This window comes from Kitasatospora aureofaciens, from assembly GCF_001188955.3.
Classification (GTDB): Bacteria; Actinomycetota; Actinomycetes; order Streptomycetales; family Streptomycetaceae; genus Kitasatospora; species Kitasatospora aureofaciens.
In genome coordinates this window covers 81,152-94,108 of the sequence record NZ_JPRF03000018.1, presented here as the reverse complement: position 1 = coordinate 94,108, position 12,957 = coordinate 81,152, and the positions used below count along the sequence as shown (strand labels likewise).

Below are 12,957 nucleotides of genomic sequence, written 5' to 3'. Positions count from 1 at the left end.
GGCTCAACCCACCCTCACAGCAAGGAGCCATCCATGCCCCCCGTGCGCACCCGTTCGCGCCGCAGACTGCTCGCCCTCGTCCCGGCCGCCGCCCTCGCCCTCGCCCTCACCGCCTGCGGCTCCGGCGGGGGTTCCGGCTCCGGCGGCGGTTCCGCCGACCCGGCCGCCGCCCTGGACACCCCGGCCACGATCACCTTCTGGACCTGGGCGCCGAACCTCGACAAGACCGTCGCCCTGTTCGAGCAGAAGTACCCCAAGATCAAGGTCAACATCGTCAACGCCGGCCAGTCGGCCACCGAGTACACCAAGCTGCAGACCGCGGTCAAGGCCGGCAGCGGCGGCCCGGACGTGGTCCAGGTCGAGTACTTCGCGCTGCCCGAACTCGCCCTCTCCAAGCGGCTGGTGAACCTCAAGGACTTCGGCGCGGCGGGCCTGGAGTCGAAGTTCACGCCGTCCGCCTGGTCGCAGGTGTCCGTCGGCGGCGGCGTCTACGCCGTCCCCCAGGACACCGGCCCGATGGCGATGTTCTACAACAAGAGGATCCTCGACGAGCTGGGCCTCCAACCGCCGAAGACCTGGGCCGAGTTCGAGGCGGCCGCGGTCAAGATCAAGGAGTCGGACCCGAAGCGGTTCATCACCTCGATCGACCCGGGCGACGCCGGCGGCATGGACAGCCTGATGTGGCAGGCCGGCAGCCGCCCCTTCCAGCAGAAGGACGCCACCTCGGTCGCGGTCAACCTCCAGGACCCGGGCGCCAAGAAGGTCTCCGACCTCTGGTCCTCACTGCTCTCGCGCAAGCTCGTCGACGCCGCCCCCGGCTGGACCAACGAGTGGTGGCAGGCCATGGGCAGCGGCCAGTACGCGATGTGGCTGACCGGCGCGTGGGCCCCGGGCAACATCGCCTCCACCCTCCCCGACAGCGCCAAGGACTGGCGGGCCGCTCCGATGCCGCAGTGGAGTGCCGGCGAGAACGTCTCGGCCGAACAGGGCGGTTCCGCCGTCGCCGTGCCGTCCACCAGCAAGAACAAGGCCGCCGCGGCCGCCTTCGCGATCTGGCTCGACTCCGACCCGCAGGCGGTCCGCTCGCTCAACGAGAACGGCCTCTTCCCCGCGAGCAGCGAGCTGCTCAAGGACCAGGCCTTCCTCGACAAGCCGCTCGCCTCCCTCGGCGGTCAGCAGGCCAACCAGGTCTTCGCCTCCTCCTCCGCCGCCGTCGGCCAGGGCTGGCAGTACCTGCCCTACCAGGTCTACGCCAACTCGGTCTTCAAGGACACCGTCGGTCAGGGCCTGACCGGTGACCTCGGCGCCGGTCTGACCGCCTGGCAAAAGCGCATCGCCGACTACGGCAACCAGCAGGGCTTCAAGGTCACCGCACCGTGAGCACCGGCCGGCGCCCGTCCGGACCCCTGCGCACGGGCACCGGCCCGCACCTCAGCCACCATCCCCCCAGGAGCACCACCATGTCCGTCCTCCAGATCGACGGCGACGACTTCACCCTCGACGGCGAGCCGTTCCGCATCATCTCCGGCGGCCTGCACTACTTCCGCGTCCACCCGGACCAGTGGGCCGACCGCCTGCGCAAGGCCCGCCTGATGGGCCTGAACACCGTCGAGACGTACGTCCCCTGGAACCTCCACCAGCCCCGCCCGGACGTCTTCCGGCTGGACGCGGAGCTGGACCTCCCGGCCTTCCTCGACCTGGCGGCCGCCGAAGGGCTCCACGTCCTGCTGCGCCCCGGCCCGTACATCTGCGCCGAGTGGGAGGGCGGCGGCCTGCCGTCCTGGCTCCTCGCCGAACCGGACATCCGACTGCGCAGCCAGGACCCGGCGTACCTGCGCGCCGTCGAGGCGTACTTCGAGCAGCTCCTCCCCCCGCTGCTCGACCGGCTGGCCACCCGGGGCGGCCCGGTCCTGGCCGTGCAGGTGGAGAACGAGTTCGGCGCCTACAGCGACGAGACCACCCATCTCGCCCACCTCGCCGACCTGCTGCGCCGACTGGGCGTGGACGTCCCGCTGTTCACCTGCGACCAGCCCGCCGACCTGGCCCGCGGTGCGCTGCCCGGCGTGCTCGCCACCGCCAACTTCGGCAGCCGCTCCCGGGAGGGGATCGCCGCCCTGCGCGCGCACCAGCCGACCGGGCCGCTGATGTGCACCGAGTTCTGGATCGGCTGGTTCGACCGCTGGGGCGGCCACCACGTCGTGCGCGACCCGGCCCAGGCGGCGCAGGAGCTGGACGACCTGCTGTCCACCGGCGCCTCGGTCAACCTCTACATGTTCCACGGCGGCACCAGCTTCGGCTTCACCAACGGCGCCAACGACAAGCACACCTACCGCCCCACCGTCGGCTCGTACGACTACGACGCCCCGCTCGACGAGGCCGGTGAACCCACCGCGAAGTACCACGCCTTCCGCGAGGTCATCGCCAAGTACGCCCCGGTCCCGGCCGAGCCGGTGCCGGGCCCCGCCCCGAAGCTCCCCGCGACCACGGTGACGCTCACCGACAGCGCCCCGCTGTTCGCCAACCTGCCGGCGCTCGGCACCGCGGTGACCTCCGAACGCCCGCTCACCATGGAGCAGTTGCGGCAGGACTTCGGCTACGTCCTCTACAAGGCGATCCTGCCGACCGCCGGCCCCGTGCTGCTGGAGCTGGACGACGTCCGCGACCGCGCCCAGGTGTTCGTCGACGGGCAGCCGGTGGGTGTGCTGGAGCGCGAGAGCCACGAGCGGGCGATCGCCTTCACCGTGCCCCGCGCGGGCAGCGTGCTGCGGCTGCTGGTGGAGAACCAGGGCCGGGTCAACTACGGCCAGGAGATGCACGACCGCAAGGGCCTGCCCGGCCGCGTCCTGCTCGACGGCGTCGAGCTCACCGGCTGGACCAACCGGCCACTGCCCCTGAGCGACCTCGGCGGGCTCGCCTTCGCCCCGACCGGCGGGCCCGCCGTCGGCCCGGTCTTCCACCGGGGCACCTTCCGGGTCGAGGAGCCTGCCGACACCTTCGTCCACCTGCCCGGCTGGACCAAGGGCAACGTCTGGGTCAACGGCTTCCACCTCGGCCGCCACTGGTCCCGCGGCCCCCAGCGGTCGCTGTACGTTCCCGGCCCGGTCCTGCGCCCCGGGCCGAACGAGATCGTCGTGCTGGAACTGCACGCCGGCCACTTCGCCCGCACGGTGGAGCTCCGCGAGCAGCCGGACCTCGGCCCGACCGAGGAGTAGCCGGAGCGTCGAGAGCGCGGCCGGGTGGCCCGTGGAACGCCCCACGGGCCACCCGGCCCGTGGGCATGCGCCCGATCCCCGCACCCTGCCGGACCGTCGACGGCGATGAAGTCGTGCGCCGGGGGACGGTGATAATGGTCCCGGCCGACCCGGCCGTGTTCCCGGTCGCCGACGAGACCCCCGCGTGCCCGGCCGACCGGAAGGACCTCCGTGGCTGACCAGACCCTGTTCGCCGCCCAGCGCCGCGCGCTGATCCTCGAAGAGATCCGCCGCACCGGCGCCGTCCGCGTCGCCGACCTGGTCACCGAGTTCGGCGTCTCCGACATGACGGTCCGCCGCGACCTGGAGGCGCTCACCCGGCAGGGCGCCGTGCAGAAGGTGCACGGCGGAGCCGTCGCCGCCGGGAGCGCCAGCAGCTTCGAGCCCGGCTTCACCGCCAAGTCCGAGCTGGAGGAGGGAACCAAGGCCGCGCTGGCGGACGCGGCGGCAAGGCTCGTGGAACCGGGCAGCGTGGTGGCTCTGTCCGCCGGCACCACCACCTACGCGGTCGCCTCCCGGCTGCTGGAGGTCCCGCAGCTCACGGTCGTCACCAACTCCCTGCGGATCGCCGACCTGCTCTGGGCAGCGGAGAGCGACGGGAGGGAGACCGTCCCGTCGCTCCTGCTGACCGGAGGGTCACCGACCCGCTCCGCGGCCCTGGTGGGAGCCCTCGCCGATCAGCTGATCCGCACCCTCCACGTGGACCTGCTCATCCTCGGCGTGCACGGGGTGAGTGAGCAGGCCGGCCTCACCACGCCCAACCTGGCCGAGGCGCAGACCAACCGGGCCCTCATCGCCTCCGCCCGCCGTACCGTCGTGGTCGCCGACCACACGAAGTGGGGCGTCGTGGGCCTGAGCAGCTTCGCGCCCCTGACGGAGGTCGACTGCTTCATCACCGACGACGCCCTTCCGGCGGCGGCCCGCACTGCGCTCGCCGATACGGTCGGCGAGCTCGTCGTCGTGCCGGCCGCCAGCTGACCGGGCGGCTGCGTGCCGCGCCCGGTCAGGCCAGCCGCCGCGCCCCTGCCGAGGGAACGGCGGTGAAGGCGACGGGTGCGGCGAACCCCGCGCTCCCGAAGGCCGACCGCACCGCGTCCAAGACCGCTTCCACGTCGGCCGTGGCCACCAGGGCGATGACGGAGCCGCCGAAGCCGCCGCCCGTCATCCGGGCGCCCAGCGCGCCGGCGGCCACGGCGGCCTCGACCGCGAGGTCCGTCTCGGGGCAGGAGACCCGGAAGTCGTCGCGCAGCGAGGCGTGTCCGGCCGTCAGGATCGGCCCCAGCTCGGCGATCCGGCCGCCGTCCAGGTGCTCGATCGTCTCGGCCACCCGCCGGTTCTCGGTGACCACGTGCCGCACCAGACGGGCGAGGTCGTCGGGAAGGCGCTCCAGGGCGGCGGTGAGGTCGGCAGGCGGCAGGTCGCGCAGCGCGTCCAGGCCCAGCAGCTCGGCGGCCTGCTCGCAGCCGGCCCGCAGGGCGGCGTAGGCGCCGTCGCCGAGGTCGTGCTTGACCCGGGTGTCGATCACCAGCAGCCGGAACCCGGCCGCCTCCAGGTCGAGCGGGACGTGCCGCTGCTCCAGCGTCCGGGTGTCCAGGAACAGCGCGGTGCCGTCCGTGCAGCAGGCGGAGGCCATCTGGTCCATCACGCCGCAGGGCACGCCGACGAAGGCGTTCTCGGCCCGCTGGGCGAGCAGGGCGAGCTCCGGCGCGGAGAGACCGAGCCCGTACAGGTCGTTCAGGGCGGCGGCCGTCGCGCATTCCAGGGCGGCGGAGGAGGAGAGCCCGGCCCCGGTCGGCACGTCGCTGTCGAAGAACAGGTCGGCCCCGCCGACGGCGTGTCCGGCCTCGGCGAGGGCCCAGAACACGCCGGCCGGGTAGGCAGCCCAGCTGGTGACCACGCCGGGCGCCAGGCCGTCGAGCGCGAGCTCGGTGATCGTGCCGTCGCCCTGGGCGCTGTAGAGCCGCACCCGGGCGTCCTCACGGCGGCGGGCGGTGACCTTGACGGTGTGCGGGAGGGCGATCGGCAGGACGAAGCCGTCGTTGTAGTCGGTGTGCTCACCGATCAGGTTCACCCGGCCGGGCGCGGCCCACACGCCGCTCGGCCGGGCGCCGTGGACGGCCTCGAAGTCGATGGCGGCCTGGTCGGTCATCTGTTCAGCTCCCGTGCGTCGTGCGCGCGCCGGCTCCCACTTCGGGCTTTCATCGATGAGCGGCGGCTAATTCCGACATAATCAAACACGATTGACGTCGACCGTCAACACCTGCGGCTTTCTCTGCGAGATGGGGTCCCGGGTGGCGCCCCGCAAAGCCCCTCGGACTGTTGAAAATCGATCGGATGTGTTTGAATCTGTTGATGATCGGCGCAGGTGGCCGAGATCCCCGTGTGAAGGAGTACGGCGGTGCACAAGACCGCGACCAAGCTGGCCGACGGCCGTGAGCTCTTCTACTACGACCAGGAGCCGACGGCGGTCCGCGACGACACCGTGGACGAACGCCCGCTGGAACCCGCCGCGAGCCTCTCCGAGATCCGGCTCGACCCGGTGCTCGGCGAGTGGGTGACGGTCGCCGCCCACCGCCAGCAGCGGACCTACCACCCGCCGGCCGGCGAGTGCCCGCTCTGCCCGTCCCGGGAGGGACGCCTGAGCGAGGTCCCGGCGGCCGACTACGAGGTCGTGGTGTTCGAGAACCGCTTCCCCTCGCTCGCCCCGGACTCGGCTGCGCACGTCGCGGCCCACGACGACGACCCCCTGCGCACCCTCCGGCCGGGCAACGGCCGCTGCGAGGTGGTCTGCTTCGCCCCCGACCACGACGCCTCCTTCGCCGACCTGGACGAGCCCGGGGCGCGCCTGGTGCTGGACGCCTGGACCGACCGCACGGCCGAACTGTCAGCCCTGCCCGACGTCCGGCAGGTGTACTGCTTCGAGAACCGCGGCGAGGAGATCGGCGTCACCCTGGCCCACCCGCACGGCCAGATCTACGCCTTCCCCTTCGTCCCCTCCCGCACCGCCCGGATGATCAACCGAGCCCAAGCGCACCGGGCGAACACCGGACGCAACCTCTTCGAGGACCTGCTCGCCGCCGAACGCGCCACCCCCGAACGGCTGGTGCTCCAAGGCGAGCACTGGACCGCCTTCGTGCCGTTCGCCGCCCGCTGGCCGTACGAGGTCCACCTCTACCCCAACCGCCGGGTGCGCGACCTCACCGCGCTCGACGAGGCCGAGCGCGACGAGTTCCCCGGCCTCTACCTCGACCTGCTGCGCCGCTTCGACCGGCTGTTCCCCGCGCCCGACGGCGCCGCCCCGAACCGCACCCCGTACATCTCCGCCTGGCACCAGGCCCCGAAGGACGGCGGCGACGAACTCGCCCTGCACCTGGAGCTGTTCACCATCCGGCGCGCGCCCGGCAAGCTCAAGTACCTGGCGGGAGTGGAATCCGGACTCGACGCCTTCGTCACCGACGTGAGCCCCGAGGCCGCCGCCGAGCGGCTCCGCGCCGCCGCATCCCACTGACCCGGCAACCAAGAGGGCCCCGCAGGGCCGTCGGTCGAACCGTACTGGCCGGACCCGGCTGGTCCTGCCCGGCGGCGTCGTCGACGGCGGCGGCCTGACCGTGCACACCGTCGTCCCCGGCCTCGTGGACCTGCACGTCCACGGCGGCGGTGCCTCGTACGCCTCCGGCATCGCCGAGGAGGCGCTGCCGGCCGCCGCGATCATCGCGGCCGCGGGGGCTCGACGGGGTTGTCCTTTGTCCTCGACCACCTCGGCAAACCCCCCGATCGCCGAAGGTTCGACGCAGTCCTGGACCACCGACTTTCGCCGGCTGGCCGCGCTGCCCAACACCGTAGCCAAGCTCTCCGGCCTGCTCACGGAGGCCGCCCCCGGGAACTGGCACATCAACGACCTCCGCCCCTTCGTCGACACGGTTCTGGACGCCTTCGGTCCCCACCGACTCATATTCGGCTCCGACTGGCCGGTGTCCACCTCGAAGCCGGCTACCCCGAGGCCGTCCGCATCACCGGCCGGCTCACGGACGCGCTCAGCCCGGACGAGAAGGACGCCGTCTTCCGCCGCACCGCCACCCGGGTCTACTCCCTGCAGCACGCGTAGCCACTTCCACCCTCGTCCTCGGACTCATCGACGCCGGCGCCAGCCCGCATGACGCCGTCACCGGCATGGTGCGCCAGGCCCCTCCCCATCGCCGACGGCCTCCTCCCCGACCCCACCCGCCTGCGCGAGCAGCTCGAGGACCCCGACGACGAGGAGGAGGACCCCGAGGACACCGGCCCGCACCTCCTCCCCCCTCGACCCCAAGCGCCCCGTCCTCGACCTCCTCGAAGACCTCCTCGCCAGCGTCCACAGCTGCTGGCTCCTCCACACCAAATACGACGACCTCGACGAAGAGGACGACCTCGGAACCGCCGGCGAGGACCCGGACGACGAACAGGCCGAACAGCACCAGGACCACGCTTCGCCCAGCTCGTCCGCGAGACCGCCGCCCGCCACCACGGCCGGCTCCTCCAGGCCGGGCACCCCAGATGCCCGAGCAGACCGCTGCACGACCGACACCGGGGAGACTCCGGCGGCCAACTCGAACACCGAGAAGCCCCGGCCCTGAAGTCACCGTCAGTGACAATCGGCGACCCCGTCCCGAACCGTGCATGCGGCACTCGGACAACTCCAGCCGCCGCTGCAGGTCTCTGCAGCCGCAACGCCTCGAGACAGAGAGAATTGGGGCTTCAGACAACCGCGTTCGGCCTCGCTGTTTTCCTTCGACGCCATCCCAGAATCGAGTCTCCGCACTTCCGGTAATCGCCGCCGAATGGCCCGTAGCTCCCCCTTGTCCGCTTTCCAAGGGGATCGCCGCAGATCACCGGCCACGTGGTCGCCCGGTTCGCTTCCCCGGCGCCATGCTCCGCCCCCTGCCGCGCCAGGCCGCTCCACCGTGAAGCTGGGCCCGTCCCGATCACACAAGGAGTCGATTCCCGTGAACCTGACCGATCCTCAGCGCGGACGCGTCTACCGGCGCTGCGGCTGCCGCGACGTTGCCGGTCGACAGTACGGCACCCGCTGCCCGAAGCTGAACGCCGATCTCGGACATGGCAGTTGGGCCTACGCCGTGGACCTTCCCTCCACCACCGGCAAGCGAGAGACCCGGCGCCGCAGCGGCTTCTCCGACCAGAGCGCCGCCCTTACCGCCCTACAGAACTTCCTGCTGGCCGAGCGCACCGGCATCGCGGTGGACGAGGCCCTGACCGTCGCCGACTACCTGAGGGAGTGGCTGCTCTCCAAGCAGGAGATCCTCAAGGCCACCACCTACGCCGGCTACGAGCGACACGTCCGCCACGACCTCATACCGGCTTTCGGCCCTCTGCCCCTGGCCGACCTGCGCGACCGGCATGTCACCACCTGGTCCCGTCGGCAGCTGGCCGCAGGCCGAGGCCGCCCCACCGTCCACCGCTGCTGCAGCATCCTCTCCAGCGCCATGAACGCCGCCGTCAGCGCCGACCTGCTGGCCCGCAACCCTGCCCGCAACGCGGCGATGAAGCGCCCCGCCGCACCCGAGCGGCTGTGCTGGACCCCGCAACAGGCCTCCGCCTTCCTGCACCACAACGCCGAGACCTACAACGACGTCTACGCCGACATCTTCGAGGTCATCCTCGGCACCGGCATGCGCCGCGGCGAGGTTCTGGGCCTGCACTGGCCCGACATCCACTTCCAGCGACGCGTCCTGTTCGTGCGCTGGACGCTGGCGTCGGTGAACAACGCCCGTCTGCACCTTCAGGCGCCCAAGACCCGCGCCAGCCGCAACTGGGTCAGCCTCTCCCCTCGCGTCACCGCCGCACTACGCCGCCAGGCAGCCCGCCGCCGCAGCACACACCCCGACCAACCCCGCCTGCAGGGCATGGTCTTCACCCGCCCCGACGGCAAACCCATCAACCCCGAGCGCCTCCTGCACACCCTGCGCCAACGCTCAGCCGAGATTGGCCTGCCCAAGATCGGCCTTCACGACCTCAGGCACACCGCCGCCACCATCATGATCAGCTCTCAGGTGCCCCTCGCCGTCGTCTCCAAGACCCTGCGGCACTCCACCCTGGCCACCACCGTCAACATCTACGGCCACCTGCTCCCCCAAGCCGCCCGCGAAGCCGTCACCGCCCTCGCCGACGCTCTCGACCACGCAGACCTCCCCCGCAAGATCAACTGACGTACTGTCAGACAGCGCGATCACCCCGCACTCACCCCACCCGCAAACTGCCAGGTCACAGCGTTGGCTGCGACCACCCTGCGACCACACGCCCTGCAGAAACGAGTGAGGGCGGGTACCCGGTTTCCCAAGTGCCCGCCCTCACAAGCGACTTCACAGTCGGGACGACAGGATTTGAACCTGCGACCCCTTGACCCCCAGCCGGACCGACTCAGGCAACTTTCACCACCGCTACGGCGCCTGCGGCACCGCGATCCGGGCGGAGCCCCGAACACATGCCAAGGGAGGCCTCAACACTCCGAAGGCTCGTGCCGAACCGCCGAGCGGCGGCCGGCGCAAGTCAACTACAGAGATCCGACTGTCGCGAGCCCCTCGCTGTCATGATGGTCCCGTGGGCAACCAGAAGAGGGCCAAACCTCCGCGGGTGGCCGATGAGCGCACCACACTGACCGGCTTCCTGCAGCGCCAGCGTGACACGCTCGCCATGGCATGTGCGGGGCTCACTGCCGAGCAGCTCAGGAAAAAGGCCGTGCAACCCTCGGGCTTGTCACTGCTCGGGCTTGTCCGGCACATGGCTGACGTCGAGCGGACCTGGTTCCGGAACGTGATGAACGGCGAGAACAGCCATGCTCACTGGCCCCGAAGCAATGGCGGCGCTTTCGATGTCGACACCGCGGACCCGGCCGAGGCGTTCGACATCTGGCACGAGGAGTGCGCCCGATCCCGCGACATCGTGGATGCCGCCAAGTCCCTCGACGTCACCGGGCGGTACCAGGACGACGTCTTCTCGCTCCGCTACATCCTCACCCACATGGTCGAGGAGTACGCACGGCACAACGGCCACGCTGACCTCCTCCGCGAGCACCTCGACGGAACCACCGAGCAGTGACCGGTCATGCATCGTGGCCGCCCAGGGCAGGCCGCCGGCTGCGGCCCGGGGAACGGATACACGCCGCCGACAAGCCCGCCCCGTCCGACCGCCCGAACAAGTGGAATGCCGGACAGGGAGCGGACGTCCGTCCCGCGACCCTCCTTCGCGATGCGGCGCGCGGGCTGCGCGGGCGGCGACCCCTGGATCTGCGACATACCGACGCTTATCGCGGGCCGGGGACTGAGCATGCTCCGATGTTGGTATCGAGGAAGTGCTCCAGAGAAACGAAGTAGTGGGAAGGGAATCCTGCGTGCAACCGGGTGAGAGATGGGCGCATCGGGCGGCGCCATATGACGGCACGGTCAGCGAGGTGGAAGTCCTCAAAGTTGGCACCCAACGGCCGCTGCGCGTGAGAGTGCGCTTCGTAGCTGAGGAGGCGGAGGGCCGCGAGGAGTGGGTACCGCCGGCCAGCTTGCGAGTGCCCTGGGATCAGAAGGACGTGTGGCTTTCGAGACAGAATCGCTGGGATGCGCTGACCAGTGACGGGCCGTTGAACGACGAGGTAGTCGAGTTCGTCGCCGCAAGCATCGTCTTCGAAGAATGCCCCATGGACGAGACGGTGTCGATGGGCTGGAACTACCGCGAACGCGGCGTGCTCTACGTCCACGACGCCACCGCTCTCGCAGCGATGCTGCAGGTGTCCGAGGACATGTTCGCGTCTGATCCACGCAGCTTCACCGACGGCGCAGGCACCCTTACAGCGCCGTGGCCCACCACACTCGCCGTCACCCCCCTGATCGCCAAAGCCCACGCCGAACAGCTGGTCGCTGTTCTCGCTCAGCGGGAGGAACAGTCGCAGCGTGAGGCGGTCTATGGCCAGTACCTCGGGGGACGCGGCAAGAGCGGGGGCACATACATCAGCGCGGAGACCTGCGCGGAGGTGGATCGTAAGTACAAACCCGCCCGTGACCTCGTCCGGAACTGGTGCGGCACCGAGGCAGTGGACAGCTTCGCCGAGCTCAAGGCGCTTCGCACTGAGGTGGTCCGCGTCGGAAAGCTCATGGAGGAAGCCATCCGGTCGCTGCGCGACGCCGGCCAGGTCCGGGCCGCGGACCACTTCGAACGGCAGCTCGGAGTGCCGCTGGAACTCCTCCGCAACGCTTCGGCTGTCAGAAACTGACAATGCCCGCCCCTGCTCTCTGAGAGGCGTCCTGAACTGTGCCGCACAAGGTTCTCAATGACCGCCAACTCACTGTGCTCCGCCGCATCTGCGAGGGTCAGAACCTAGTCACCTCAGCAGACTGGGCTCTGGCCACCACCGTCTATGCACTGCGGAGCCGAGGGCTCGTCACCACAGCGTGGGCTGACAGCCAGTGGACGGCCAAGCCCACGTCGGCCGGAAACCGCTACCTCGCCGAACTCGACGCGTCAGCCGCTTCGTCAACTCCGGGCACGGGAGCAACTGAGCGTGACGGCGAAGCTGCAGCAGGCGCCGAAGAGCCCAGTAAGCAGTCCGAGGAAGCGGCCGAGTTGATCGCGGACATTGAGCGCGCGGGAGGCGTTTTACGCATTATCGATCCGTCGGCCGCCGAACGCCTCCGTGTTCGCCGAGCTCTGCACGCGGCGAGGGCCCTGCAGTTGGTGCCGGAGGGGCACTTTCTTTCCTACACCGGGCGCGACAAGGGCGATCTTGTCATCCGCATGCCTGTCGGCGAACACCCTGCCCACACCGAAGCACACATCAACCCGGTACCTGTCACCGTCGGTCTGGCCGCCGAAGAGCTCCCCCCGACGGTCCGCGATGCCCAGGTGCCGGTCTGCACCGAATGCCGGGACCGCGCCCGCCTCATTCTTCACGCACTTTCCACCGCCGCTGAGCAACGGGGCTTCACCGTCGGCCCCGCCAAACAGGAGTCCCGTGCCAGCCTGGCGATCACCGCCCATGGCACAGCCTTCCCCCTGTTCCTAGCGGAGGGATCCATCGAGGTCCTTGATGTCGACAGCGTGCAGTACTCCTGGCAGCGCGTGACCGCCCGGACCACACAGCCCTCCCACCAACTGGAACTCAGCATCGAGTCCGCCTGGGCGCACCGGGGCCGTCGATACCGTTGGGGAGACCGGCAGCGATGGAGGCTCGAAGACACACTCCCCCAGATCCTCCGCGAGATCGAACAGCGCGCTCAGCTCGATCGCGAGCGACAGCTCGCCCGGGAACGTCAAGAAGAACAGACCCGGCTCGACTGGCATGCAGCCATGGACCAGGCACGGCAGAAGCTCCTCGACGCGAATCGCCGCGATGTACTACGTGACCAGGTCGAGAAATGGCACGAAGCCGTCCGTGTCCGTGCCTACTGCGATGCCCTCGAACAACACCTCGTCGATGCCCCTGCCGGAGAGGCAGACACCTGCGCTGTACACGAGTGGATCACCTGGGCACGCAGCTACGCCGACCGGATCGATCCGCTGCCCATGCACCCCAGAATCCCGCCCGTCCCAAGGGCCAGTCCCGAAGAGCTTCGCCCGTACCTGGGCGGATGGAGCCCACACGAGCCCAAGCGACGGTGACCTGCAAACCCCTTCAGTCCAAGCATTCCCCTGCGACCGCCGGTCATCTTGAGCCCCCGGACATTTT

At 70.4% G+C, this 12,957-nt stretch carries 10 protein-coding genes; 9 read left to right on the top strand and 1 reads right to left on the bottom strand.

The genetic code is table 11. The features are described 5' to 3' along the window. The first annotated feature begins 33 nt into the window (after positions 1–33). The 3 genes from HS99_RS10975 to HS99_RS10965 all read left to right on the top strand — a co-directional run bounded on the left by HS99_RS10975 (position 34) and on the right by HS99_RS10965 (position 4,229). Complete coding sequence (locus tag HS99_RS10975; RefSeq protein ID WP_030557062.1) at positions 34–1,380, top strand: ABC transporter substrate-binding protein; 1,347 nt, start codon at positions 34–36, stop codon at positions 1,378–1,380. An 80-nt stretch (positions 1,381–1,460) separates the two neighbouring features. Further along, positions 1,461–3,212 (top strand): glycoside hydrolase family 35 protein, encoded by a 1,752-nt coding sequence (locus tag HS99_RS10970; protein WP_030557064.1) that lies wholly within the window; start codon positions 1,461–1,463, stop codon positions 3,210–3,212. Between the two features lie 210 nt (positions 3,213–3,422). Beyond that, complete coding sequence (locus tag HS99_RS10965; protein WP_030557067.1) at positions 3,423–4,229, top strand: DeoR/GlpR family DNA-binding transcription regulator; 807 nt, start codon at positions 3,423–3,425, stop codon at positions 4,227–4,229. A gap of 25 nt (positions 4,230–4,254) precedes the next feature. On the opposite strand, the gene galK is transcribed toward HS99_RS10965, so the two are convergent. Next, a complete protein-coding gene (gene galK, locus HS99_RS10960) occupies positions 4,255–5,400 on the bottom strand; it encodes a galactokinase (RefSeq protein WP_030557069.1) in 1,146 nt (381 codons plus the stop codon). A gap of 249 nt (positions 5,401–5,649) precedes the next feature. Here galK and galT point away from each other — a divergent pair, with 249 nt between their 5' ends. From galT to HS99_RS43975, 6 genes are all read left to right on the top strand, one after another. Next, entirely contained in the window at positions 5,650–6,759 is a 1,110-nt protein-coding gene (gene galT, locus HS99_RS10955) for a galactose-1-phosphate uridylyltransferase (RefSeq protein WP_030557071.1), read from the top strand. A gap of 100 nt (positions 6,760–6,859) precedes the next feature. Next, complete coding sequence (locus tag HS99_RS48115) at positions 6,860–7,408, top strand: amidohydrolase family protein (protein ID WP_305953108.1); 549 nt, start codon at positions 6,860–6,862, stop codon at positions 7,406–7,408. Positions 7,409–8,233: 825 nt separating this feature from the next. Further along, complete coding sequence (locus tag HS99_RS10945) at positions 8,234–9,454, top strand: tyrosine-type recombinase/integrase (RefSeq protein WP_030557074.1); 1,221 nt, start codon at positions 8,234–8,236, stop codon at positions 9,452–9,454. Between the two features lie 391 nt (positions 9,455–9,845). After that, positions 9,846–10,343: a DinB family protein gene (locus tag HS99_RS10940; protein WP_030557075.1), complete on the top strand. Its 498-nt coding sequence runs from the start codon at positions 9,846–9,848 to the stop codon at positions 10,341–10,343. Between the two features lie 352 nt (positions 10,344–10,695). Further along, entirely contained in the window at positions 10,696–11,505 is an 810-nt protein-coding gene (locus tag HS99_RS10935) for a hypothetical protein (protein ID WP_141763694.1), read from the top strand. A gap of 38 nt (positions 11,506–11,543) precedes the next feature. After that, entirely contained in the window at positions 11,544–12,890 is a 1,347-nt protein-coding gene (locus HS99_RS43975; RefSeq protein WP_141763693.1) for a hypothetical protein, read from the top strand. Positions 12,891–12,957: the final 67 nt, after the last annotated feature.